The organism is Nocardioides sp. BP30 (genome assembly GCF_029873215.1).
In the GTDB taxonomy this organism is placed as follows: Bacteria; Actinomycetota; Actinomycetes; order Propionibacteriales; family Nocardioidaceae; genus Nocardioides.
The window spans coordinates 471,743-497,029 of record NZ_CP123620.1 but is presented as its reverse complement, the minus strand read 5'-3'; the positions used below and the strand labels follow the sequence as shown (position 1 = coordinate 497,029).

The window sequence follows — 25,287 nt, the reverse complement described above, 5'->3', positions numbered from 1 at the left end:
TCAGCGCGGGACGCGCACCAGCAGCCGCGCGTGCAGGCAGGCCATCCGCAGCTCACGGCCGGCGCCGAGGGTGTCCCCGTCGAGCTCGCGGGGGGTGTCGCGGTCCGCGCGGATGACGACGGTCGCGCCGCGCATCCGGTTGACCAGCTCGTCGGTGTGCGGCCGCTTTGACAGGATCCGCCAGGCCAGCGGCAGCCAGGACAGGAACCGCTGCGGGTGCAGGAGCACGACGTCGAGCAGGCCGTCGTCGATCCGCGCGTCCGGGAGCAGCGGCATCCCGGCCGTGAGGGTGCCCACGTTGCCCACGATGACCGTCCGGGCGCGGTGCTTGGTGAAGGGGCCGTCATCGACCGAGATCTCCAGCCGGACCGGCGGGAACATCAATGCCTTGGCCCCGGACAGGACGTAGGCGATCCAGCCGACGCGCTTCTTGATGTCCTCGTTGACGCCCTCCATGATCGCCGCGTCGAAGCCCATCCCGGCCATCACCAGGAAGTGGGTGTCCTCGATGCCGTCGCCCCCGACCTGGACCAGGTCGACCGCCCGGTCCTGGCCGGTCAGCGCGACATCGATGGCGGCGCGCAGATACAGCGGGATGGAGAGGTTTCGGGCCAGCAGGTTGCCCGTCCCGGCGGGGATGATCCCGACCGGGATGCCGGTGCCCGCCAGCTCCGCACACACCTCGCGCACCGTGCCGTCGCCACCGCAGACCATCACCAGGTCGGCGCCCGCGACGGCCGCTGCCGCCGCCATCCCGGTGCCGGGGTCCTCGACGGTGGTGAAGTGCCAGGTCGGCCGGTCCCAGCCGGCCTCGGCCGCCATGGCCGTGACGATCGACTGGAACTGCCCGACCGACTCCACCTTGATCGGGTTGAGGACCACGTGCAGCGAGTGCCCGCGCGGCACCGAGGCCACCAGCGGCAGCTGATGCACGGCGTGGCTGCGCGGCGCGGGGCTGTAGACCGCCAGCGCGACCAGCACGATGACCCCACCGAGCAGGAACCCACCGACCACGTCGGTCGGATAGTGCCGCCCGAGCAGGATCCGGTCGGCGCCCACGGCGAGGACCACGAGCGCGAGTCCGGTGTACGCCGCCCGGCGCACCCCGGCGCGGCGGACGAACATCGCGACGGTCACCGCGACGGCTCCGGCCAGCGCCGTCGTCCAGGTGACGTGGCCGCTGGGATACCCGGGACCGCCGACGAGGTGGGCGTTCTCCTGCCACGAGGGTCGGGAGCGGTCGAAGACCCAGGCGACGACGCGGCGCAGCACGACCGCTGCCAGCGTCGTACCGAGCAGGAAGATCGCCGCGCGCCGGTAGCTGCGTGCCAGTCCACCGCCCGCGAGCACGGCGATGACGAGGATCCCCACCCCGCCGAAGACCAGCTCGATGATCCGCAGCAGGTCGTACAGCGCGCGGTGGCCTGCGGCCCAGTGCGCGGCATGCTCCGACCAGCGGTCCACCGGCGGGACGCCGTTCACCGCCGAGACGTAGACCCCGAGCAGCACGAAGAGAACCGCGCCGATGGCCGCCCACGCCAGGACGGAGCGGCGGGGGTGGGCGGGCACGCCCCGATTATGCCCGGGCCCCGGACGGTCGGCTCACGCCGCCCGTGCCAGCGAGGCGGCGGATCGGCGGCGACCGATAGGCTCCTCCCGTGATCGACCCACGCATCCTCCGCGACGACCCCGACCGTGTCCGCGCCTCGCAGCGCAAGCGTGGGGCGAGTGAGTCGGTCGTCGACGCGGCGCTGGCCGCCGACCGGGCCCGCCGCGACGCGATCACCACCTTCGAGAACCTGCGTGCCGAGCAGAAGCAGATGGGCAAGCGGGTCGCCCAGGCCGCGGGCGAGGAGAAGGCAGCGCTGCTGGCCCAGGTGAAGGATCTCGCGGCCGCGGTCAAGGACGCGGAGGCGGCGCAGGCCGTCGCCGAGGAGTCCTGGGCGACGGCGCTCAAGGCGATCCCGAACCTGACGGCCGAGGAGACACCGGCGGGCGGTGAGGACGACTTCGTCCTGATCGAGACCGTCGGCGAGATCCCCACCTTCGACTTCGAGCCCCGCGACCACGTGGAGCTGGGCCGGCTGCTGGGTGCCATCGACCTCGAGCGCGGCGCCAAGGTCTCGGGCTCGCGCTTCTACTTCCTCACCGGGGTCGGGGCGGAGCTGGAGTTCGCACTGATCAACCTGGCGATGGAGCAGGCCCGGGAGGCCGGCTTCACCCAGGTGATAGCGCCCGCACTGGTCCGCCCGGAGGCGATGGCCGGCACCGGGTTCCTCGACCAGGTCGATGACGGCGTCTACCGGATCGAGGGCGACGACCTCTACCTCGTGGGCACCAGCGAGGTGCCGATGGCGGCGTACCACTCCGACGAGATCCTCGACGCCGCCGCCCTGCCGCTGCGCTACGCGGCGTTCTCCTCCTGCTTCCGCAAGGAGGCAGGCTCGGCCGGCAAGGACACCAAGGGCATCATCCGGGTCCACCAGTTCGAGAAGGTGGAGATGTTCGTCTACACCACCGTGGAGGAGTCGTACGCCGAGCACGCACGGCTGCTCGCGTGGGAGAAGGCGTTCCTGGACAAGCTCGAGCTGACCTACCGCGTCATCGACGTCGCCGCCGGCGACCTGGGGCCGTCCGCCGCGCGCAAGTTCGACTGCGAGGCGTGGATCCCGACCCAGGGCAAGTACCGCGAGCTGACGTCGGCCTCCAACTGTCTCGACTTCCAGGCCCGCCGCCTCGACATCCGCCAGCGCGGGAGCGCTGCGGCCCCGGGCTCCGGCACGACGCCCGTCGCCACCCTGAACGGCACGTTGACAGCCATCACCCGCGCGATCGTGGCGGTGCTGGAGACGCACCAGCAGGCGGACGGCTCGGTGCGGGTGCCGCAGGCGCTGCGCAAGTGGCTCGGCCGCGAGGTCCTCACCCCGCTCGCCGGCGTCCGTTGAGCCTGTCGCGACGATGAGCGACCAGAGGCTGGACCGGGCGGGCGGGCAGGACCCTCGCGATGTTCGCGACGAGGTGTCCGCGACGCCCGCAGGCTGGCGGCCGAAGGTGATCGCGCTCGACATCGACGGCACCCTGCTGAAGTGGATGGAGGGCTCCGGCGCGACCACGGAGGTGGTGAGCCCGGCGGTGAAGGAGGCGGTCAACCGCGCCTACGCGGCGGGAGCCCACATCGTGCTGGCCTCCGGCCGCTCCCCGCACGGCATGACGCGCGTCGCCGACCTGCTGGGCCTCCCCCACGACGGCGCCGACCCGCTGTGGATCGTCGCCTCCAACGGCGCGGTGGTCGTGCGCTATCCGCCGCTGGACGTGGTGCACGAGGAGCTGTTCGACGCCGGGCCGGCGGTGCGGGCGATCATGGCCGACCAGCCGTCCGCGCTGGTGGCGGTCGAGGAGCGCGGAGTGGGCTACCGGCTCAACGACCACTTTCCGCCCGGTGAGCTGAGCGGTGAGATGACGCTCGTGGACGTCGAGGAGCTCGTCAAGGAGCCCGTCTCCCGCGTCATCATCCGCAACCCCTCGGCGAGCGCCGAGGAGTTCATCGAGATGGGCCGGCGCATCGGCCTGCAGGGGATCTCCTACGTCGTGGGCTGGACCGCCTGGCTCGACCTGACCCCGATCGGCGTCTCGAAGGCCTCGGGACTCGCCTACGTCGTGGACCGGCTCGGGCTGGAGCCGGCCGACGTCCTGGCGATCGGGGACGGGCGCAACGACCTGGAGATGTTCGCCTGGGCCGGTCGCTCCGTGGCGATGGGCCAGTCCATCCCCGAGGTGCTCGAGGCGGCCGACGCGGTGACACTCTCGGTCGAGGAGGACGGCGCGGCTGCGGAGATCTCGCAGTGGTTCTGAGCCTGGCGGCGATCCGCACCGAGCGACTCGTGCTCCCGCTGTGGACGGCCGCCGACGTGGCAGCGATCAGGGCCGGCAGCAGGACCGGCTTCCTCGGCGCGTGGCATCCCGACTTCCCTCGGCCCGACGACGTGGCGGCCGCCTCGCTGTGGCGCGAGGGCGATCCGTGGGGGCCGCGCTCGATCGCCCGCGGCGTGACGGTGCTGGGCTCGATCGGCTTCTTCGGCCCCCCGGAGGCCGGTGACGGGCCTGCCGAGGTGGAGGTCGGCTACGGCCTGGTGCGGGAGGCCTGGGGCTGGGGCTTCGCGACCGAGGCGCTGCAGGGGCTGCTCGCCGAGCTCGAGCCGGGCATCGCGGTGCGCGCCTCGATCCGGCCGGAGAACGCGGCCTCACTGCGGGTGGTGGCGAAGTGCGGCTTCACCCGGCTGCGCGGGACCACCGAGGACGGCGAGCTGGTGATGGTCCGCCCCGCCGGAGAGGCCGCCGGAGAGGCCGCCGGAGAGATCGCCGGTGGAGGCGCCGGGGACCGCCGCCCGCCGGCGTGAGGGGACAATGGCTCCCGTGAGACCCAAGCTCGTGGCCACCGACCTCGACGGCACCCTGGTGCGCAAGGACGGCACGGTCTCGCCGTACACCCGCCAGGTGTTGGCCGGGCTGGAGGCGCAGGGGGTGCCGGTGATCTTCGTGACCGGCCGCCCGCTGCGCTGGACCACCCCCGTCTTCGAGCACGTCGGCTCGCACGGGCTGGCGATCGTCTCCAACGGCGCCCTGGTCTGGGACGTGGCCGAGCAGATCCCGCGGATGACCCGCGCGCTGGAGAGCGGCGCGTCCTTCGAGGTGGCCTCCCGGATCCGGGCAGCGCTGCCGGGCTCCCTGTTCGGCGCGGAGCGGGTCGACGGCTTCGCCGTCGAGCCCGGCTTCCCCGGCGGGCGCGAGGACGCGCCCCAGCAGGAGCTGTCCGAGCTGACCGCCGGGCCGATGCTCAAGCTGCTCAGCCTGCACCCCGACCAGCAGCCGGACGACTACTGGAAGCGGGCCGCGGAGGTCGTCGGCGACCTCGCCACCGTGACGCACTCCTCGACCTTCGCACTGCTGGAGATCAGCGCGTACGGCGTCACGAAGGCCTCCACGCTGGCGCAGGTGGCCGAGTCGCTGGGTGTCGGCGCCGAGGACGTGATCGCCTTCGGGGACATGCCCAACGACCTGGCGATGCTGACCTGGGCGGGGCGCTCGTTCGCGATGGCCGACGCCCACCCCGAGGTACGGGAGTGCGCCGGCGAGGTGGCGCCGTCCCACGAGGAGGACGGCGTCGCGCGCGTGCTCGCCGAGGTGTTCGACCTGTGATCTGGTTCGATGGGCGCATGCGTCGCACCCTTCCGGTCCCGTTCGCCGGGCTGATCGGGGTCCTCGGGCTGCTCTCGGGCCTGGTGGTCATGGGCAGCCCCGCCCCGTCGTACGCCGCCGCCACCTGTACGCCGGTCGCTCCGGCGGCAGCCGCCCAGCAGGCCGACGCGGTGTTCACCGGCGTGCTCGCGGGTGCCGGACAGACCGACACCAAGGTCAAGCCGAAGCGGTTCACCTATCCGGTGCGGGTGCAGACCAGCCTGAAGGGCAGCGCCACGGGCCAGGTCAACGTGATCACCCGGGGCGGCGGCTGCGGCATCGGCGCGCTGCAGCCCGGGACGACGTACCTGTTCTTCGTCACCGCGCACGGCCACAGCTGGCTGGCACCGGGCACGCTGGGCACCACGTCGCAGAACGTGGCGGCCGCCAGCCAGCAGGTGGTCGCGGCGCTGGCACCGCCGACGGTGACCTTCGACCACCCGCAGGTCGGGGCGCCGGCGTCGCTGCGGCGGATCGCCGCGCCGGGGGTCGCGCTGGTGCTGATCGGGCTGCTCGGGCTGCTGTTCGTCCGACGCACCCCGCGCTCGCAGGCCTGAGCACCGGCGCTGCGGCGGCGTCAGGCCGGCGCGTGGCCGGCCCGACGCTCGCGCACCCCGGAGAGCCAGGCGACGAAGCCGACCAGCGGCACCAGGCCACCGACCCAGCACACGCCGGTCCAGCCGCTGTGAGCGTGCACGAAGCCGGTCAGCAGCGAGGCCAGCGTCCCGCCGACGAAGATCGTGGTCATGTAGACCGTGTTGATCCGGGCCCTGGCCTGCGGTCGGAGACCGTAGACGACGTGCTGACCCATCACCTGGTGGGACTGGACGGCGAAGTCGAGCAGCACCGCCGCGACCGCGAGGACCAGGATCGAGCCGTGGCCGAAGCCGGCGAGCAGGAAGGTGGCCGAGGCGAGGAGGAGCGCGATGCCGCTGCACACCTCGCCGTACCCCTTGTCCGCGATCCGGCCGGCCACCGGTGCGGCGGCGGCACCACCGGCTCCGACCAGGGCGAAGAGGGCGATCTGGCCCTGGCTGAAGCCGTGCTCGCCGACCAGCTCGTAGGCGATGGCGGTCCAGAAGGCGGTGAAGGCGCCGAACATCGACGCCTGCGCGATGGCCTTGCGACGCAGCGCCGGCTCGTCGCGGGCCACCTCGACGACGCCTGCCAGCATCGCGCGGTAGCTGGTCCGCTGCTGCGGCCGGTGGGTCGGCAGCGTGCGGCGCAGCACCACCGAGAGGACGACCATCAGCACCGCGGAGATGACGTAGATGGCGCGCCAGTCGACGAACTGGGCGATGGCACTGGCGACGCTGCGCGCCAGCAGGATGCCGAGGAGCAGCCCGCTCATCACCTTGCCGACGAACACGCCCTCCTGGCCCTCCGGCGCCAGATGCGCTGCCATCGGGACCAGGATCTGCACCACCACCGACGTGATGCCGACCAGGACCGCCATCACCAGGAACGCCCCGAACACCGGGGAGAAGGCCGCGAGCGCGAGCGCCACGGCCGTGCCCAGCAGCATCCGGGTGACCAACGCCCGGCTCTCCAGCAGGTCGCCCAGCGGCACCAGGAAGAGCAGGCCCAGGGCGTAGCCGGCCTGGGTGAAGGTCACCACCAACGACGCGGTGCCCTCGCTGACGCCGAAGTCGTGCGCGATCAGGTCGAGCAGCGGCTGGGAGTAGTAGATGTTGGCGACCGCGAGACCGCAGGCCACCGCCATCACGACGTTGAGCACGCGCAGCGAGGCGGATGAGGCGGTGGGGGTCAGCGTGGTCACGTGTCTACTCAACCGCTCCCGGCGGTCGATCCATTCCGGCCTCGAGCGGTAGGGGGTCGGGCTCGGCGCCCGCCTCGGCCAGGAGCCGGGCGGCACGCAGGGCAGCATCGACGGCGATCTCGACCTCGTCCGCCTCCACGCCCGAAGCCGTCGGGGACTCCGGAGGGGCGATGGTGCCGACGTCCGCTCCGGGCCCCGTGCTCGGCTGTGCGCTCGCGGGACGCGGGTGCCGCCCGGGGTCGGGGGCGCGGTGCGGTGCGAGCTCGTCGCGACCGATCCCGCGCAACCGCAGCAGGACCAGCGGGTCGCGGTCGAGCAGGTCGCTCACCTGCACGAGGACGGCGACGGCGTGCTCGCAGACCGCCCCGTGCCGGCTGGCGCGCTGCCAGTGCGGGCAGCTGCAGGTCACCGCGAGCTCCGTGCCGTAGGGCACCAGCTCGACCCCTGCCTCCTCGGCGTGCTCGACCACGTCGTAGGGCAGGTCACCGGCCAGCAGGGCGTCCGCGCGCCCGGCGACCACCTCCAGGAACGCGGTGTGACCGTCCTGGTCCAGCGGCGGCAGCGCTCCGGTGACCGTCCAGATCCCGCCCTCCTCGGCCACCCCCGCCGCGAACCGGCCGGTGTCCACGACCACGCCGCCGATCCGGCCGGACCGCGCCAGGGCGCGCGCCCGCAGCAGCTGGGGCTCGTCGTAGGCGGTCTCCTCCACGGCACGCCAGAACGCCCGGCCCCACCAGGACCGCAGTCGCCGCGAGAACCGGCGGTGCGGCTCCTGGGGGAAGACCATCGCCGTCATGTCAGCGACACCAGGTCGCGCAGCTCGGCATCGGACAGCTCGGTGAGCGCTGCCTCGCCGCTGCCGAGGACGGCCTCGGCGAGCGCACGCTTGCGGGTGAGCAGCTCGGCGACCTTCTCCTCCACGGTGCCGCGGGTGACCAGGCGGTGCACCTGCACCGGCTTGGTCTGGCCGATCCGGTAGGCCCGGTCGGTGGCCTGGTCCTCGACCGCGGGGTTCCACCAGCGATCGACGTGCACGACGTGATCAGCGCGGGTCAGGTTCAGCCCGACCCCGCCGGCCTGCAGGGAGAGCAGGAAGACCGGGACGCTGTGCGGGTCCGCCGGATCCTGGAAGCGCCGCACCATCCGCTCACGCTCCGCCACCGGCGTGCCGCCGTGGAGGAACTGGTGGGGAACGCCGGTGGCCGCCCAATGCGCCTCGAGCAGTCGCGCCATCGCGACGTACTGGGTGAACACCAGCACCGCGCCGTCCTCGGCGAGCACCGTCTCCAGGAGCTCGTCGAGCAGGTCGATCTTCTGGCTGCGACCCGCAATCCGCCCGCTGTGCTGCTTGAGGAACTGCGCGGGGTGGTTGCAGATCTGCTTCAGCCCGGTGAGCAGCATCAGCACCAGACCCCGGCGGGTGATCGGGTCGGCGCGCTCGATGCGCTCGAGGGAGTCGCGCACGAACGACTCGTAGAGCACCGCCTGCTCCCGGGTCAACGCCAGCGGGTGGTCGGTCTCGGTCTTGGCGGGCAGCTCGGGGGCGATCCCCGGATCCGACTTGCGCCGGCGCAGCAGGAACGGCGCGATCAGGGCCGCGAAGCGCTGGGTCGTCCGCTCGTCCACGCCCGCCTCGATGGGACTGGCCCAGGCGCGCCGGAACGCCAGCCTGCTGCCGAGCAGCCCGGGGACGCACCAGTCGAGGATCGCCCACAGCTCGGTGAGGTTGTTCTCGACCGGGGTGCCGGTGAGCGCCACCCGGGCACGGCTGCCGATCGTGCGGATCGCCCTGGCGGTCGCCGAGGCCGCGTTCTTCAGGTGCTGGGCCTCGTCGGCGACGACCAGGTCCCACGGCACCTCGCTCAGGGCGGCGGCATCGCGGCGCATGGTCCCGTAGGTGGTCAGCACGAAGCCCGCCGTGACGCCGTCCAGGTCCCGGGCGGCACCGTGGAACCGCCGGACCGGCACACCGGGCGCGAAGCGGGCGATCTCGGCCTCCCAGTTGCCGAGCAGACTCGCGGGGCACACCACCAGCGTCGGTCCGACAAGGGTCGAGCACCGGTGCAGATGCAGCGCGATCAGGGTGATCGTCTTGCCCAGGCCCATGTCGTCGGCCAGACAGCCGCCCAGGCCCAGGCCGGTGATCTCGGCGAGCCAGGTCAGACCGCGACGTTGATAGTCGCGCAGCTCGGCGCGGAGGTCGGCCGGCACCGGGATCAACGGCGCCTCCACCACGCCGGCCACCCGGTCGCGCAGCCGCCCGATGCTGGCGCCGACGACGACGTGCTCGGCCGGCGCCTCCTCGGCGAGGCTCTCGGCCACCTTCTCGGGCAGCGCGCCGGTCAGCGCGGTGGCCAGCGCCTCGGTCCCCGTCACCCGCCGCAGCAACCGCTTGCGGGCCTTGCGGGTGATGCTGGGATGGACGACCGTCCACGATCCTCGCAACTTGAGCACGGGCGCGGCGGCGGTGGCGAGCGCGTCCATCTCCGCCTCGGTCAGCTCGACCCCGTCGATCGCCAGCTGCCACTGGAAGGCACAGGTCTGCTCGACACCGAACAGCCCGTCCTGCATCAGGTCCTCCTGCGGAGCACCGGCACGGTCGACGACCACCTGTGCGGTCAGCTCGGGGGTCAGCGAACGCGGCCACAACACGTCGACCCCGCGGCCCTTGAGCGCCGCGACCCCGTCCTCGAGCAGGCTGGCGAGCTCGTCGCCGTCGAGGGTGATCTCGTCCGGCACCGGGAGGTCGAGCAGGCGGTCGAGGACCGGCCAGGCCTCCGCCGCACCGCGCAGCGCGACCAGGGCGTGCGTCCGCGCGCGGTCGCCGAAGCCGTGCTGCTCCCAGGTCTCGTGCCACAGCCGGGCGGCGTCCACCACGTGCAACGGGTCGCTGTCGTCGTGCGCCTGCGGAACCACCCGGATGGAGCCGCCGACCAGCTCCTCCTCGTCGGCCTCGACCCGCAGCGAGAGCGAGACCAGCTGCGGCAACTGCGCCCCGGCGGGCGCCGTCACGTGCCGGGCCAGCCGGGCACGCAGGCGGTCCTGGAAGGCAGCGTCGCGAGGCGGCCCCTGCGGTTCGGCCCCGGCTGGGGCGGTGCTCACGGCTCGGCGCTGGCGCGTGCCGGGCGTCGGCGCGGCTCGGGGCATCGCATCCGCGACCGCGTCGAGGACCGCGCGGACGACCTGCTCGGCGGCGGCCACGTCGACCTCGCCGTACGCCCTGGAGCTGGCGAGCATCGCGACCCGGTCCTGGTCGTCACCCTCGACCACCGCGCGCCAGCCCGGCTCGAGGCCCTCGCCCGGCTCGATCCGGCCGGCCGCGACGAGTCGCAGGCCCAGCATCACCGCACCTGTCAGCAAGGCGACCGAGGGATGCAGGTCCTCGCGGCGGTGCGCCTTGCTGAGCACCGGGATCGCTGCGGCCATCGGCATCGAGACCGTGCGGCCACCGCCGAACTCCACCACCGAAGCGCGCGGCGGCTGTGCGGGCCGGAAGGCCGCCGCGCCGGCGAGGGAGTAGAGCGAGCTCATGGCGAGAACCTAACCGCCGTCCCTGACAGTCCCCATCTCCGCGTGGTGGGAGGCTCCGGGCAGGATGGGCGCCATGACCCTCCGCTTCGAGCTCGACGACCTGACCCGTCCGGCCGTGCACCAGCTGCTCGAGGAGCATCTCGTCGACATGTACGCCACGTCGCCGGCCGACAGCGTCCACGCCCTCGACCTCGACGGGCTGCGGGCTCCCGGCATCGAGTTCTGGTCGGCCTGGGAAGGCGAGGAGCCGATCGCCACCGGTGCCCTGAAGCGCCTCTCCGAGCGCGACGTGGAGCTGAAGTCGATGCGTACGTCGGCGCACGCCCGCGGCGCCGGCGTCGGCAGCGCGATGGTGGCCCACCTGATCGGGCGTGCCCGCTCGGCCGGGTACGCGGCGATCTGGCTTGAGACGGGCACGGAGGATTTCTTCGGCCCCGCCCAGCGCCTCTACGCCCGGCACGGGTTCGTCGAGTGCGCACCGTTCGGCGACTACGTGCTCGACCCGCACAGCATGTTCATGACTCTGTCATTGTGAGCCGTCGCTAGGCTCGCGGACATGAGCATCCTCGACGCGCCCCTCACCCTGCTCGACGGTACCGATGCGACCCTCGGCGAGCTGACCGGCGGCCGCCCGGCACTCCTGGTCAACGTGGCCAGCAAGTGCGGGCTCACGCCGCAGTACGCCGGGCTGGAGAAGCTCGCCGAGACCTACCCGGGTCTCGCGGTGGTCGGCTTCCCGTGCAACCAGTTCATGGGGCAGGAGCCGGGTACGTCCGAGGAGATCGCCGAGTTCTGCTCCTCGACGTACGGCGTGACGTTCCCGCTGACCGAGAAGATCGAGGTCAACGGCGAGGGGCGGCACCCCGTCTACCAGGAGCTCACCAAGGCGGCCGACGAGAACGGCACCGACGGTGACATCCAGTGGAACTTCGAGAAGTTCCTGGTCTCCGCCGACGGCGAGGTCCTGCAGCGGTTCAGCCCGCGCACCGAGCCCGAGGACGAGCGGGTCGTCGGGGCGATCGAGAAGGCGCTCGGCTGACCCTGGCTTAAGCGAGCCTGAATACTCGCTGGCAATCGGGTGCTCCGGCTCAGAACGGGCCGCAGATGGTCGACCATGACGCCATGGGACAGCTACGGCGACGTCATGCTCTGCTCGGCGTCGGGGCACTGCTTGCACTCGCCCTCGCGGCATCGCTGGTCGTGAGCCCGAGCCTCTCCGTGGCCTCCGCCGCTGCGGCGTCCGCCAACGAGCTCCTTCCGCTCGGCTGCAGCCAGGCCACGGTGCTGCCCGGCCAGGCCAGGTGCTACGGGACCGTCAGCCGTCCGGCCACCACCGGCTCCGGGAGCGGTGTGCGACCGTTCGCCACTGTCAGCACGCCCGTCGTGACCCCGGGCGACATCGCCGACCTGTACGACCTGCCACCGGTCCCCGATTCCGTACCGGTCGGCACGGGTCCCACCGTGGCGCTGGTCGAGGAGGGGGACGTGCCCAACCTGGCTGCGGAGCTGGCCACCTACCGCAGCGACTCGCGCAACCGCCTCGGTGCGTGCACCCAGGCCTCCGGCTGCCTGACGGTCCTCAACCAGGACGGCGCGACCTCGCCGCTTCCGGCCGCCGATCCGGACTGGGCGTGGGAGACGATGATGGACGTCGAGGCGGTCGCGGCCGCCTGCCCGGCCTGCAAGATCCTGGTCGTGGAGGCGTCGAGCACCGACCTCGACAACCTCGACGACGCGCTGCAGACAGCAGCCGAGCGCGCCGACTATGTGTCGATGTCGTGGGGGGTCAACGACGACGGCATGCGGCGCAGTGACGTCGCCGGCTTCGAGGACGTCTTCGCCGCCCACGCGGACGTCACGTTCGTGGCATCGACGGGGGACTTCGGGTGGCAGACCGACCTGCCCGCCGACGACGCGGTGTGCGGACGGGGCACGATCCCCGCGACCGCCGGTGACACCCACTCGTGCACCAGCTACCCCGCCAGCTCGCCGTACGTGGTAGCGGCCGGAGGCACCATGCCCGTCCAGGACGCGGCCACCGGCACGCTCACCGAGCAGGTCTGGGGCGCTGCCGAGGACGACGGCAGTCCGAACAGCGGCGGCGCCTCGTCGGGTTGCTCGGGCTGGACGACGATGATCGCCGCCCAGGCACAGAACGCCAACGCGAAGGCGGCCTGCGGATCCGCCCGGGGAACGGCCGACCTCAGCGCGCTCGCCGACGACTTCCGGATGTACCACCAGGCCGATGCCTCCGACACCGGGTGGTACCTCGGCGGCGGCACCTCCCTCGCCGCCCCGCTGCTGGCGGCGATGTACGCCCGCGCCGGCAACCACACCAGCCCGTTCGACATCTACGCGCGCGCCGCCTCCGACGGCACCGCGTTCAACGACATCACCAGCGGCACCGCCACCCGCGGGTGTCCCGCCAGCGACGCGCGCCACCTGTGCAGTGCCGGCACCGGTTGGGACGGGCCGACCGGTCTCGGGACACCGCACGGTCTCGCCAGCCTCGCCGTGCTGGACACCGCCGTGACCAGCGGCGACCCGTCCGCGACCTCCAGCCCGACGGCAACGGCAACGGCAACGGACTCACCCACCGCGACCCCGACGACGAGCGCGCCCGCCGCTCCCACCACAGCCCCGAGCCCGACGTCTACCGCCCCGACCACGACCCAGCCGATCACCATGCCCATCCATCACTCCGGCAAGCTCAGGGTGAAGGGGAAGGCGCGGGTTCGGTCGCGGCTCAAGGCGTCGTACGGATCCTTCGACACCGGGACCACCGCCACCGTCACCTGGCTGGTCAACGGCAAGCCGGTCGGCTCCGGCCTCAGGCTGCGGGTCAAGAAGGCGTGGCTCAGGCACAGGATCAGGTACGTCGTGACGGCCACCGGAGCCGGCCGCACACCGCTCACGCTGACCTCGCCGACGGTGAAGGTCAAGCGCTGAACGAGACCCGCCCGAGCGCCGAAGCCGACGGGTCTGCTGAACGATCAGGGGACTTCTGATGACGCCGCCTGGTCGGCGGCCTTGCTCAAGGCTTCATACGGTTTCCCATGGTTCGAGTTCAGCCCCTCGGCAAGTGGGAACTCGTCCGCTGTCGCGATGCTGCATCGGTGCCGACAACGACTCATGTGGCTTGTCGTCAGGCGTCGTGCAACGCGCGCAGTGGTCGCGTCGGCCAGGCAAACGACGTTTTCTCTCATGAACCAGAGGGGACCGCACATCATCGGTTTATGCATCATTAAAGCCACACAAGAAGTGTTAAGATAAACCACGCGACAACATATCCCATGACTACCCACAGTGGTAGTCTCCACTTTAACCACGCGACGCACATTTGGCGATCCTCACATGGTTCAATGGACTGTTGGTATTCCATGAGTGCGGCGGCTACACGTTGGACGCGATTTGGTCTGTCAAAGTAATGCTCCCAGCCCGCCACGCCTATAGTCCATGACGTTATGGACCAATTAACCGTTGTGATCCTCAGCAAGGACATCACTCCGTCGTCATCGATTCTTTCGATAGCGCACCACGGAACGAAGGCTTTATTGTAGGGATTTGTGACAAGTATTCCATCCGGTGCGATTTTCACACTCGCATAGCCAGCAATCAGCCAGCCATAAAGAGATCCCGGCAGCACCATGAAGGAGATGAGCTCCCATAGTGTTTTGGAAGATATGACGAGCGAGCTTTTCGCTAGAACGAGGCCACAGGCTACCGCGGCGAACCACGCCGCCATCGTGACACCGAGCACTAGAGAAGCGTACGACCTCACCGTCGTGCTGTCACCAGATCGAAGACCTACGATAGCCGTGGCGAATCTGCGTTCCGTTAATCGAAACCATCTGATTTTCTTCTGCACCTTGACTCATGCCCTCATTCACAGGGTCTGTTCTTTTTGACCGTTACGCGACAACCTCCCCTCGTGGCGGTCTTCGCCGCAAGGAAGGTACCTACCGCAAGTGCTCCGCTAGCCGTTTTCCGCGTTCCCTTTAGTACTCGATAGTCCTTCTTTGCCATCTTAAGATTCTTCGCGGCCTCTCCAATGCTCTTAGCAAGACTATAGTTGACAACACCTAGCGACGTCGTGACCGCAAAATGCTTCACGCCTGAGCTAAGGCTTTCTTTCCCCTCAGCGACGCTCGCGGCATTCGTCGTAAAAGAAACTGCAACTGAGACGCCAAGACAGACCTCTGGCTGCACAACTAGACATGCGCCTGAAGCAAGAGCCCCGATCTGACCCCTATGGTCAGCGAGGTAGTCGGCACCCTTCCTGAGGGCAGTCTTGACCCAGTGCGGCCACTGCCCCGTGACGTCATATTCGTCGATTGGGTCGGCTGGATACGTAAAGAGGTTTGGGTTCCCACCTGGGATTGGGTCGATGGAGAGGAAGTGTCCGGTGGCGGGGATGTAGAGGCGTGCGCCCATGAGGGTGAGGCCGCCGAGGTCGTCGGTGGAACGCTTCTTGGCGCCTAGGTAACCGTAGTCGTCGGCTGCGGTGATGGGGTCGCGTGGGAGGCCGAATTCGGTGGTCTCGTGGTAGCTGGTGATGCTGGTGGCGTCGGGGTCGATGGTGGCGACGGTGTCGCCGTGGAGGTTGGTGAGGTCGAGCTTGACCGTTCCGTCGTCAGCGACGACGGCGTCCAGGCCACCGTCGATGCCGTTGAGGTAGCGCTTGGTGACGGTGGTGCCGTCGAGTTTGAGAGTGCTGGTCCAGGCGGTGGCGTCGGAGCCGTCGTCGTAGTGGTTGGTGATGGTCTTGACACCGGCCGTCGTGGTGGTGGCTTGGGTGCTGATGCGGTTCTGGTCGGGGTCGAGGGTGAACCCGATGGTGGTCGCGTTGGTGCCGGTTCCTTGGGTCTGGGTGGCGACCATGTCGTTGCTGTAGTACCCGAGGGTGAGGTCCCCGGATGGTCCGCCGTTGGTGGGGTTGTGGGAGCCGATGCCGACCGCGTCTCCCGCAGGGAGGGTCCTGGTGCGGCCGAAGAAGTCGTAACTGTATGTGTCAGGACGGATCGGTCAGGATCGATGGGCTGGCCGGTGACCACCAGACCGAGCTCGTCGAGGCCGACGAACTTGGTCAGGTCAGGGCGCGCGAAGGTAGCGTCAGACAAGTCGGGGTCTCCTGGATGGGCTGGTGTAGGAACCTCCATTTTCAGGGGGCCCCGACACCTGCCCGGCCATCACCCCACGGAGGCCGCTACACCCTCATCTGGGAAGAGCCGCAAAACCTCGACCGCTACTCGTCGAAGGCTATCTGTTCAAGCCATTCGGTTAGCTCCTCACGGAGGTTCGTCGCTAGATACGTATCATCATTTGTCAGGGAGGCGTCGCTGAGTGACGCGCGCAAGAGACGCACCACGATGACTACCGCCTCTCTTGATAGGTGCATTGAATAGAACAATGTCGGATCAATAACGGAAGCTGCTTCCACCGAATCGAAGGTTTCTGCGACCGCCAATAGCCTATTGGCGCCATCCTCATCAAGCCCAGGAATATCGAGCGACCAGTACTCGTCAGTCAACTTACGGTCCAATACATTCAGTCATTTGGGCGTTTATTGTATACTTTCGCGGGGTCCCGCGCATTGCAGCCTTTTCGGACGAAAATACTTTCCAGGCCGGGCCTTTGTGATTAGTATTGTCCGGTGATATCCAAGTCTTGGTTTTACTATTCACCCAGATAGCACCCTTTGCTCCGCCTCGTCCACTCGAGCGAATTCGCTTCCGCTGCCGCCCTGACGCACGCACCGAGCAACCTGAACCAACGACACCACCGCGCATCGGGGCCCCTCCAACGCAGGGGCCCAGCAAGGCCCAGCCACTTGCCCCGGGATGAGGCGGAACAAATGTCGGGGAAGTCGACGACGGCTCTCAGCAAAACTACAGGCACAGTCAGGCGATTCTCAGGAAGCGTGGGCGCAATCCAGGCAAGCCAAACTCAAGAGGTGCGCCTGAAACCGCGCGACCATCTCGATCCGAGCAACGGACACGACATCCGCGTTGCACGTGGGGACTCCAGCGCGTACCCCTCCGCTGAGGACCCCCCTTCGAGGGCTCGGAGATCAGGTCGAGATCAGGTGGGGATCAGGTCGGGACGGACCGATCCTCGCAGACAATGACTCTGACACTGTCGGTGATCGCGCCTAGGCTGTACCGGTGACCACAGATCTCTCCACCGAGGCCGCGTCGGGCTCCTCCGACAAGCTCGATGCCCGTGTGCTCGTCATCGCCGGCGTGGTGGTGCTGGGCTCGATCATGTCGATCCTGGACATCACGGTCGTCAACGTCGCGATGGCGACCTTCATGAAGGCGTTCGGCAAGACCCAGGCGCAGGTCGCCTGGGTCGCCACCGGCTACACGCTGGCCCTTGCGACGGTGATCCCGATGACGGGGTGGGCAGCGGAGCGCTTCGGCACCAAACGCCTCTACATGCTGGCGATCCTGCTCTTCGCGCTGGGCTCGGCGCTGTGCGCCACGGCTCCGAATCTGGAGACGCTCATCGTCTTCCGGGTGCTGCAAGGGCTCGGCGGCGGGATGCTGATGCCGCTCGGCATGACGATCCTGACCCGGGCCGCCGGTCCCGAGCGGGTCGGCCGCGTGATGGCGGTCCTCGGCGTCCCGATGCTGCTGGGGCCGATCCTGGGGCCGATCCTGGGCGGCTGGCTGATCGACGTCGCTTCCTGGCACTGGATCTTCCTGGTGAACGTCCCGCTCGGTGCCATCGCCCTGGTCTACGCCTGGCGTGCGCTGGACAAGGACAACCCGCAGTCCTCGGAGAGCTTCGACTTCGTCGGCATGCTGCTGCTCTCCCCCGGCCTGGCCTGCTTCCTCTACGGCGTCAGCTCCATCCCGGCCGCGCAGGCCAACCACGGCACCATGTGGACCGGCAACGTCATCATCCCGGCCGTGCTCGGTCTGCTGCTCGTCATCGCGTTCGTGCCCTGGGCCCTGCGCCGCGCCAACATCCACCCGTTGCTCGACCTGCGCCTCTTCCTGGATCGGAACATGACCGTGTCGGTCATCGCGATCACGCTGTTCGCGATCGCGTTCTTCGGCGCCAGCCTGCTGCTGCCGACCTACTTCCAGGAGGTCCGTGGCTCCTCGCCGCTGAAGTCCGGCGTACTGCTCGCCCCGCAGGGCATCGGCGCCATGATCACGATGCCGGTCGCCGGCGTGCTGGCGGACAAGCTGGGTGCCGGCAAGGTGGTCATCCCCGGCATCGTGCTCATCGCGGTGAGCATGGGGATGTGGATCCCGGTCTCGGACACCACCTCGACCCCCTACCTGTTGGGCGCGCTCTTCATCATGGGGCTCGGCATGGGTTGCACGATGATGCCCATCTACTCCGCGGCGATGGCGACGCTCCGCGATCACACCATCGCGCGCGGCTCCACCCTGATGAACATCGTGCAGCAGATCGCCGCCTCCATCGGTACGGCGCTGTTCTCGGTGCTGCTGACCAACTACGCCAAGAACAAGGTGACGGTGCCGGCCACCGATCCGTCGTGGGCAGGCCAGATGGCCGACTCCTTCGGGGCGGTCTTCGTGGTCGCCACCATCCTGGTGGCCGTCGTGCTGATCCCGGCGTTCTTCCTGCCACGCAGCAAGAGCGACGAGGTCGGTGCCGGCACGCCGGTCGTCATGCACTGATCCCAGATCGTCGCTCGAACGGGCGCCGGTCCGCACCTGGCGGTGCGGGCGCGGCGCCCGTTCCCGTCGAGGGTCGCTGCTCAGCTCTCCAGGGCCAGCGCCAACGGCAGGACGCCACCCGCACCCGCAGCCCGCAGCGCCCGGGCCGCAAGCGTCATCGTCCAGCCGGTGACCACCCGGTCGTCGACCAGGAGCACCCGCGCCCCGGGCGCGATCTCGGCGCGCAGCGCCGAGCGGCGCGACACGGCGGCGACCCGCTGCGCGGAGTTGGCCGCACCGGCGCCCGGCGGGACGGTCGGGTCGACCAGCGCGAAGGTCCCGACGATCGGTCGCTGCAGGTAACGGGACAGACCGGCGGCCAGGTCGGTGACCAGCTCGGGGCGCGTTGCCGACTCGACGGTCACGATGGCGTCCACGTGGGGTCGCCAATCGCCCAGGATCTCCACCACGGCCCGGACCAGCGACACCGGGACGCTCGCCGGCGCCTCGGCGGAGCGGAACAGCTCCCGCAGAGCCTGACCGTGGCCCAGATCCGTGAGCCGCGCGATCGCACGGCCCGGCTCGGCGGCGTCGGCGATCTTGCCCTTCAGCTCGATGCCGAGGTTGGGCAGCGCCTGGGGCCACATCTTGCGGGGCTCGATCACCACGCCAGGACGGGCGAGCCGGGCGCCAGCCTCCTCGACGGCCGCCGGCGAGGTGTCGACGGAGAGGCGGAGGCCGCCGCAGTTGTCGCAGCGGCCGCAGTCGACCGCGTCGGGGTCGTCGAGCTGCTCGCGCAGGTAGCGCATCCGGCACGCGTCGGTGGCGATGTAGTCCAGCATCGCCCGCTGCTCCAGCGCGCGGGCCTCGGCCACCCGGGCGTAGCGGTCGGCGTCGTAGGACCACGACTGGCCGGTGGCCTCCCAGCCTCCCTGGACACGGCGGACGGCGCCGTCCACATCGAGCACCTTGAGCATGGTCTCGAGGCGGGAGCGGCCGAGCTCGACGTAGGACTCGAGGGTCGGCGTGGAGAGCGGCCGCCCTGCCTGCTCGAGCACCTCCAGGGTGCGGCGCACGAGCTCCTCCCGAGGGAAGGCCAGCGAGGCGAAGTAGGCCCAGATGTCGCGATCCTCGGCACCAGGCAGCAGCACCACCGAGGCATCCTCGATCGTGCCGCGGCCGGCACGACCGACCTGCTGGTAGTAGGCCACCGGGGACGAGGGCGCACCGAGGTTGACGACGAAGCCGAGCGCCGCGTCGAAGCCCATCCCCAGTGCGCTGGTCGCGATCAGCGCCTTGATCCTCCCCGCGGCGAGATCTGCCTCGAGCGCCTGGCGCTCGGTGGTCTCGGTCTGGCCCGAGTAGGCCGCGACGTGATGGCCGCGCGAGCGCAGGTAGTCCGCCACCTCCTGGGTGGCCGCCACGGTCAGGCAGTAGACGATGCCGGAGCCCGGTTGCTCGGCGAGGTGGTCGGCGAGCCAGGCCAGTCGTTGCTCGATGGTGGGCAGCCGGACCACACCGAGTCGCAGCGACTCCCGATCGAGCGAACCGCGCAGCACCAGGACACCCTCGCCCAGCTGCTCGGCCACGTCGGCGGTGACCCGGGCATTGGCGGTGGCCGTGGTGGCCAGCACGGGAATCCCGGAGGGCAGCTCGCCCAGCAGGGTGCGGATCCGGCGATAGTCGGGGCGGAAGTCGTGCCCCCAGTCGGAGATGCAGTGCGCCTCGTCGATCACCAGCAGGCCGCAGGTCGCTGCCAGTCGCGGCAGCACCGCGTCCCGGAAGCCGGGGTTGTTGAGCCGCTCCGGCGAGACCAGCAGGACGTCGAGCTCACCGGCGTGGACCCCCCGCTCGATCGCCGACCAGTCCTCGATGTTGGTGGAGTTGATCGTCGCCGCCCGGATCCCGGCCCGCTCGGCCGCCTCGATCTGGTTGCGCATCAACGCCAGGAGGGGCGAGATGATCACCGTCGGGCCCGCCCCCTGGGAGCGCAGGAGCAGCGTGGCGACGAAGTAGACCGCCGACTTGCCCCACCCGGTCTTCTGCACCACGAGGGCACGGCTGCGCTGCTCCACCAGCGCCGAGATGGCCGACCACTGATCCTCGCGCAGGACCGCATCCTCGCGGCCGACCAGAGCCCGCAGGTGACCTTCGGCGGCGGCCCGGACGTCGGTGGTGGGGGTCATGCCCCCGTGTCTATCAGGCGGCGGCGACAAACCCGATTCGGTTGTCCACAGGTGCCTGCGGCAGTCGCTGCGGCGTACGGCGCGGCCTACCAGATCCGGACGCGCGAGTCCGGCTCCAGCCACAGCCCGTCGCCCGGCTCGGTCCCGAAGAGCTCGTGGAACTCGTCGAGGTTGCGCACGATGTTGGCGCGGAACTCCGCCGGCGAGTGCGGGTCGACGGCGAGCAGCTGCTGCAGCTGCTCGGGACGACGCTTGCCGCGCCAGACGTAGGACCAGTTGAGGAACAGGTCGCGGCGCTCCTCCTCGCTCGCCTCACCGCCGTTGGCGATGAGGAAGGCCTTGAGCGCGATGGTCAGGCCGCCGAGGTCGCCGATGTTCTCGCCGACGGTGAGGGCGCCGTTCACCTTCTCGCCGGGCAGGTCGCGCAGCTCGAACCCGTCGTACTGGCTGATCAGTGCCTTGGTCTTCACCTCGAACGCCGACCGGTCCTCGTCGGACCACCAGTTCTCCATGTTGCCGTCGCCGTCGTACTGCGAGCCCTGGTCGTCGAAGCCGTGGCCGATCTCGTGACCGATGACAGCGCCGATGCCGCCGTAGTTCTCCGCAGCGCTGGCCTCGGGACTGAAGAACGGCTTCTGCAGGATGCCGGCCGGGAAGCAGATCTCGTTGGTGCCGGGGTTGTAGTAGGCGTTGACCGTCTGCGGCAGCATGTGCCACTCATCGCGGTCGACCGGACCGCCCAGCTTGCCGAGCTGGCGGTCGGTCTCGAAGACCGAGGCCGCCTGCACGTTCCCGAGCAGGTCGTGGCGCGAGACCCGCAGCGCCGAGTAGTCGCGCCACGTCTTCGGATAGCCGATCTTCGGGGTGAACTTCTCCAGCTTGGCGAACGCTCGCTGCTTGGTCTCCGCGCTCATCCAGTCCAGCCCCGCGATGGACTCGCGGTAGGCGGCGAGCAGATTGGCGACCAGCTCGTCCATCATCGCCTTGGACGCCGGCGGGAAGTGGCGGGCGACGTACTCCTGGCCGACCTCCTCGCCGAGGGCGCCCTCCACCAGCGAGACGCCGCGCTTCCACCGCTCGCGCAGCTGCGGGGTGCCGTTCAACGTGCGCCCGTAGAAGTCGAAGTTGGTCTCCACGAAGTCGTCCGTCAGGTACGCCGCGGCCCACCGCAGCACGTGGGCCAGCAACCAGGAGCGCCACTGCTCGACCGAGGTGTCGGACAGCACCCCGCTGAGGTGCTCGAAGAACGACGGCTGCCGCACGATCACCTCGCCGAGCACCTGTTCGGCGGTGAGCTTGGCACCCGACAGGTTGGTGACGTAGGCGTCCCAGTCGAAGCCCGGGGCGAGCTCACGCAGCTGGTCGAGGGTGAGCAGGTTGTAGGTCTTCTGCCGGTCGCGGGTCTCGGCACGCTCCCAGTGTCCGGCAGCGATCCGGGTGTCGATCGCGAGCACTGTCGCCGCCGCGTCGGCCGGCGACGCAGCGCCGCCGAGGGTGAACAGCCGGGTGAGGTAGTCGACGTACTTCGCCCGGATCTCGGCGAACTTGTCGTCGCGGTAGTAGGACTCGTCCGGCAGCCCGAGGCCGCCCTGGAGCAGGTTGAAGACGTAGCGGTCGGAGTCCTTGTCGTCGGTGTTGACGTAGCCGCCGAAGAGCCCATGGCCCCCGATCCGCTCGAACTCGCCAAGGAAAGCCGCCAGGTCCGCCACGTCGCGCAGGCCCTCGACAGCGGCCACCAGCGGCTGGATCGGGGAGGTGCCGGCGGCGTCGATGGCGTCGGTGTCCATGAAGGAGGCGTAGAGATCGCCGATCTTGGAGCCCTCCGGGGCACCCTCGATGATCTCGCGCACCTGCGCCTCGGCCTCGTCGACCAGCACCACGAAGGCACCGGCGCTGGCCTTGTCGTCGGGGATCTCGTAGGTCCGCAGCCAGGTGCCGTTGACGTGGCCGAACAGGTCGTCCTGCGGTCGGATCGCGAGGTCCATGCCGTCGCGGGCGTCGTCGAGAGTGGTCACGCTCCGACCCTAGCCGGACGTCACGACAAAGCTCAGCGGGGCGTGACGATCTTGTTCATCTCGAAGTGCATCGGGTCGGTGTAGTGCCACGTGCCGCCCCACGTGAAGCCCCACTTCTGGAAGATCTGCACGACCTGGCGGTTCATCTGCCCCGAGGTGCCACGCTCGTTCTCGGGCGCGTTGATGTCGATGGCCAGGCCGAAGGCGTGGTTGGACAGCGACGACGTCCCGGCGATGAAGCGCGGGTAGTAGCAGCCGGCGGTGGAGTGGATGGTGCCGGCGAGGCCGCGCGCCTGAACCTCGGCCAGCGCCGCCTCGAGCTGCGGGAAGAGGTACTTGTTGCAGGTGACGTTCCCCAGGATCGGCACCGACTCGGTGGCGATGTGCGCGCTCACCCAGGCCGGATCCGGCGCGATCATCCCGCCACCCAGGACGCGGTAGGTGTAGTGCCCGACGGCCTGGGCGACGGTGCCGACGACGTTGGCGAACTGCACGGCGTTGGGGTCCAGCCCGTAGCGCGCGACGGCGTCGAGACGCTGCACGGAGGCGGCCGTGCCGAGCAGCCTCTTCAGCGGCTTGGTCACCCGCTCCGGTGACGTGATCGAGGTGGAGATGATCACCGCGTTGTCCGGCACCATCCCGAGTGCCTTGCCCCAGGCGGTGTTCACCACGACGTCGACCAGGCCGGGGATCTGCGCAGCCCAGGCCCCGACGTGGATCCGGGGCGCGGACGCGTTCGAGCCCATCCGCCAGTAGCCCTGGGCATCGGGCGGGAGGTCCTTCTTCAGGTCCGGATTGACCGCGAGCTCGCCGCCGGCGACCCGGTCCCAGACCTCGGTCGCGTCGGCCGATGCCAGCGGCGTGTAGTTGCGATAGGTCGACGGGTCGACGGCCACCACGTTGAGCAGCTTGTCCTCGATCGAGACCTCGCCGATGGAGAGCTGCTCGATGCCCGTCACCTTCGGCAGCGCCTTGATCGCAGCGATCTGGTCGGCGGTCAGCGTCGAGCTCGCCCGCACCAGGATGTCGGCGGAGTGCAGCTCGCCGCTGCGCGGGCCGGGAGCGGGTACGGCGTGCGACGGGTCGGCCACCGGCACGGTCGAGGAGGCCGACGGCGACGCCGTACCCGATGCGCCGGCCGTGGCCGAGGCCGTCGCCGTCGCGGACGACGAGCCGACCGCGGAGGTGGTGGCAGAAGGGTCGGCCGTGCTGCACCCGGCCACCGCGGCCGCCGTCACCGCGGCCAGGCAGACCGCGACAAGTCTGTGCACCATCGTCCCTCCCGGCGGCACAGCCTACGTGAGGGTCCCAGCACCGGCAGGCTCAGACGACCGCCACCAGCTCGCGCCAGTCGCCCAGCGGGGTGGCGGTGTCGGCGGCGCGGTTCCACAGTCGCAGGTACAGCTCGGTGGCGGTCCCTTCCAGGACGTGGTCGGCGGCGATCGGGCCGGTGTGGCGGGATGAGACGACCGGGTCCGGGCCGACCCTCATCAGCCACCACACGCCGGCGTCGCCGGGTGCCACCGCGAGGCTGGTGGGCCGCGACGAGCGCAGTCGATACTTCGACCGCGGCACGTTGCCCATCACCAGCTCGTCGAGTCCGTCGAGCGCCAGCGCGAGCGGGATCTGCGTCTCCTCGGCTCGCGGCGGCCGGCCGAGCGCGGCGGTCTGCGCGTCCACTGCGTGGATCGTCGTCTCGTGGCACTGCCGCCGGGCCCAGAAGGCCCGGGGCGCTGGAGCATCCTCCAAGAACACCGGCGCCTCGACGTCGTCCGGCACCCGCGTGAAGGCCTGGGCCAGCTCGACGACCCCGTCGCGCAGCCACTCCAGCGGATCGGCCTCGGCCGCGCCCTCGGCGAGCCAGCGTTCCGGGTCGGCCACCCGGGCGCCCTGGAGCCGGTCGGTCGCCCACCGGTGGACCATGCCCTGGTGCGCGACCAGGTCCCGCACCGTCCACCCGGGACAGGTCGGCACGTCGGCCGCCAGGCCCGCGCGGTCGGCGTACCGGACGAAGGCGATCATCGCCTCGCGCAGCCCCTCGAGATGCTCGGCGACGCTGAGTTCGGTGGGCATGGGTCCAGCGTGGCAGAGGAGCGCAATCGAATAACGGGGACAATGGTCCCCATGACCTCGACTCATGCGTTCGGCATCGACTTCGGCGGCACCGGCATCAAGGGTGCTCCCGTGGACCTGGGCAAGGGCGATTTCTCGGCGGAGCGGGTGCGGATCAAGACGCCGGCGAAGTCGACCCCGAAGAACGTCGCGGAGGTCTTCGTCGAGCTGTTGGCGAGCTTCCCCGAGAGCACCGACCCCGTCGGCGTGACGGTCCCCGGCGTGGTGCGCCACGGGGTGGTCCGCACCGCCGCCAACATCGACGAGGAGTGGATCGGCACCGACGCCGACAAGCTCTTCTCCGAGGCGACCGGGCGCGAGGTGCACGTCGTCAACGACGCCGACGCGGCGGGCCTGGCCGAGGTCCGGTACGGCGCCGCGCGCGACCAGCGCGGCCTGGTCATCGTCACCACCCTCGGGACCGGGATCGGCTCCGCGCTGGTCTACGACGGCGTGCTGGTGCCGAACTCCGAGCTCGGTCACCTGGAGATCGACGGTCACGACGCCGAGCGGCGGGCTGCCAACTCCGCACGCGAGCGCGAGGACCTGTCCTGGAGCCACTGGGCCAAGCGACTGCAGAGGTACTACTCCACCTTGGAGCAGCTCTTCTCCCCGGACCTGTTCGTCGTCGGCGGCGGCGTCTCGAAGCAGTCCGCGCAGTTCCTGCCGCTGCTCGACCTGGAGACGAAGATCGTGCCGGCCCAGCTCCGCAACGACGCCGGTGCGGTGGGCGCGGCGCTCTACGCCGCCGAGCGCGAGGGCCGGTCGTAGCGCCCGATTCCTGCGGCGGC

The 25,287-nt window shown here is 70.2% G+C and carries 21 protein-coding genes; 10 read left to right on the top strand and 11 right to left on the bottom strand.

Going from position 1 to position 25,287, the window contains the following annotated elements:
• Complete coding sequence (locus P5P86_RS02235; RefSeq protein WP_280609652.1) at positions 1-1,569, bottom strand: bifunctional phosphatase PAP2/diacylglycerol kinase family protein; 1,569 nt, start codon at positions 1,567-1,569, stop codon at positions 1-3.
• Positions 1,570-1,658: 89 nt separating this feature from the next.
• On the opposite strand from P5P86_RS02235, the gene serS reads away from it, so the two are divergent.
• The 5 genes from serS to P5P86_RS02210 are packed head-to-tail and all read left to right on the top strand — an operon-like array spanning position 1,659 to position 5,792.
• Entirely contained in the window at positions 1,659-2,945 is a 1,287-nt protein-coding gene (serS, locus tag P5P86_RS02230) for a serine--tRNA ligase (protein WP_280609651.1), read from the top strand.
• A gap of 13 nt (positions 2,946-2,958) precedes the next feature.
• Positions 2,959-3,852 (top strand): HAD family hydrolase, encoded by an 894-nt coding sequence (locus P5P86_RS02225; protein WP_280609650.1) that lies wholly within the window; start codon positions 2,959-2,961, stop codon positions 3,850-3,852.
• Positions 3,843-4,397: a GNAT family N-acetyltransferase gene (locus P5P86_RS02220; RefSeq protein WP_280609649.1), complete on the top strand. Its 555-nt coding sequence runs from the start codon at positions 3,843-3,845 to the stop codon at positions 4,395-4,397. The genes P5P86_RS02225 and P5P86_RS02220 overlap by 10 nt, the downstream gene beginning before the upstream one ends.
• 7 nt (positions 4,398-4,404) lie before the next feature.
• Positions 4,405-5,196: an HAD family hydrolase gene (locus P5P86_RS02215; protein ID WP_280609648.1), complete on the top strand. Its 792-nt coding sequence runs from the start codon at positions 4,405-4,407 to the stop codon at positions 5,194-5,196.
• A 17-nt stretch (positions 5,197-5,213) separates the two neighbouring features.
• Positions 5,214-5,792, top strand: coding sequence for a hypothetical protein (locus P5P86_RS02210; protein ID WP_280609647.1), 579 nt, complete (start codon positions 5,214-5,216; stop codon positions 5,790-5,792).
• A 20-nt stretch (positions 5,793-5,812) separates the two neighbouring features.
• On the opposite strand, the gene P5P86_RS02205 is transcribed toward P5P86_RS02210, so the two are convergent.
• The 3 genes from P5P86_RS02205 to P5P86_RS02195 are packed head-to-tail and all read right to left on the bottom strand — an operon-like array spanning position 5,813 to position 10,546.
• Positions 5,813-7,015 (bottom strand): MFS transporter, encoded by a 1,203-nt coding sequence (locus tag P5P86_RS02205; RefSeq protein ID WP_280609646.1) that lies wholly within the window; start codon positions 7,013-7,015, stop codon positions 5,813-5,815.
• Between the two features lie 4 nt (positions 7,016-7,019).
• Positions 7,020-7,811 carry an SWIM zinc finger family protein gene (locus P5P86_RS02200; protein WP_280609645.1) on the bottom strand — a complete coding sequence of 264 codons (792 nt, stop codon included), beginning with the start codon at positions 7,809-7,811 and terminating at the stop codon, positions 7,020-7,022.
• A complete protein-coding gene (locus P5P86_RS02195) occupies positions 7,808-10,546 on the bottom strand; it encodes a DEAD/DEAH box helicase (RefSeq protein ID WP_280609644.1) in 2,739 nt (912 codons plus the stop codon). The genes P5P86_RS02200 and P5P86_RS02195 overlap by 4 nt, the downstream gene beginning before the upstream one ends.
• Positions 10,547-10,619: 73 nt before the next feature.
• Here P5P86_RS02195 and P5P86_RS02190 point away from each other — a divergent pair, with 73 nt between their 5' ends.
• The 3 genes from P5P86_RS02190 to P5P86_RS02180 all read left to right on the top strand — a co-directional run bounded on the left by P5P86_RS02190 (position 10,620) and on the right by P5P86_RS02180 (position 13,495).
• Entirely contained in the window at positions 10,620-11,081 is a 462-nt protein-coding gene (locus P5P86_RS02190) for a GNAT family N-acetyltransferase (protein WP_280609643.1), read from the top strand.
• Between the two features lie 21 nt (positions 11,082-11,102).
• Positions 11,103-11,585 carry a glutathione peroxidase gene (locus tag P5P86_RS02185; RefSeq protein ID WP_280609642.1) on the top strand — a complete coding sequence of 161 codons (483 nt, stop codon included), beginning with the start codon at positions 11,103-11,105 and terminating at the stop codon, positions 11,583-11,585.
• 65 nt (positions 11,586-11,650) lie between these two features.
• Complete coding sequence (locus P5P86_RS02180; RefSeq protein WP_280609641.1) at positions 11,651-13,495, top strand: S53 family peptidase; 1,845 nt, start codon at positions 11,651-11,653, stop codon at positions 13,493-13,495.
• Positions 13,496-14,428: 933 nt separating this feature from the next.
• Here P5P86_RS02180 and P5P86_RS02175 read toward each other — a convergent pair.
• The 3 genes from P5P86_RS02175 to P5P86_RS20065 all read right to left on the bottom strand — a co-directional run bounded on the left by P5P86_RS02175 (position 14,429) and on the right by P5P86_RS20065 (position 16,335).
• Entirely contained in the window at positions 14,429-15,427 is a 999-nt protein-coding gene (locus P5P86_RS02175) for an RHS repeat-associated core domain-containing protein (RefSeq protein ID WP_280609640.1), read from the bottom strand.
• 364 nt (positions 15,428-15,791) lie between these two features.
• Positions 15,792-16,076 carry a hypothetical protein gene (locus tag P5P86_RS02170; protein WP_280609639.1) on the bottom strand — a complete coding sequence of 95 codons (285 nt, stop codon included), beginning with the start codon at positions 16,074-16,076 and terminating at the stop codon, positions 15,792-15,794.
• Position 16,077: 1 nt separating this feature from the next.
• Entirely contained in the window at positions 16,078-16,335 is a 258-nt protein-coding gene (locus tag P5P86_RS20065; protein WP_446724916.1) for a toxin C-terminal domain-containing protein, read from the bottom strand.
• Between the two features lie 375 nt (positions 16,336-16,710).
• On the opposite strand from P5P86_RS20065, the gene P5P86_RS02165 reads away from it, so the two are divergent.
• Positions 16,711-18,204: a DHA2 family efflux MFS transporter permease subunit gene (locus P5P86_RS02165; protein WP_280609638.1), complete on the top strand. Its 1,494-nt coding sequence runs from the start codon at positions 16,711-16,713 to the stop codon at positions 18,202-18,204.
• A gap of 80 nt (positions 18,205-18,284) precedes the next feature.
• Here the strand turns inward: P5P86_RS02165 and P5P86_RS02160 are convergent, their stop codons facing one another.
• The 4 genes from P5P86_RS02160 to P5P86_RS02145 form a co-directional block, all read right to left on the bottom strand.
• Entirely contained in the window at positions 18,285-20,369 is a 2,085-nt protein-coding gene (locus P5P86_RS02160; protein ID WP_280609637.1) for a RecQ family ATP-dependent DNA helicase, read from the bottom strand.
• An 86-nt stretch (positions 20,370-20,455) separates the two neighbouring features.
• Positions 20,456-22,354, bottom strand: coding sequence for a M13 family metallopeptidase (locus P5P86_RS02155; protein ID WP_280611305.1), 1,899 nt, complete (start codon positions 22,352-22,354; stop codon positions 20,456-20,458).
• A gap of 62 nt (positions 22,355-22,416) precedes the next feature.
• Positions 22,417-23,658 carry a M15 family metallopeptidase gene (locus tag P5P86_RS02150; protein WP_280609636.1) on the bottom strand — a complete coding sequence of 414 codons (1,242 nt, stop codon included), beginning with the start codon at positions 23,656-23,658 and terminating at the stop codon, positions 22,417-22,419.
• A gap of 49 nt (positions 23,659-23,707) precedes the next feature.
• Positions 23,708-24,457: a maleylpyruvate isomerase N-terminal domain-containing protein gene (locus tag P5P86_RS02145; RefSeq protein WP_280609635.1), complete on the bottom strand. Its 750-nt coding sequence runs from the start codon at positions 24,455-24,457 to the stop codon at positions 23,708-23,710.
• Between the two features lie 51 nt (positions 24,458-24,508).
• Between P5P86_RS02145 and ppgK the strand changes: the two genes are divergently transcribed.
• A complete protein-coding gene (ppgK, locus tag P5P86_RS02140; protein ID WP_280609634.1) occupies positions 24,509-25,267 on the top strand; it encodes a polyphosphate--glucose phosphotransferase in 759 nt (252 codons plus the stop codon).
• Positions 25,268-25,287: the final 20 nt, after the last annotated feature.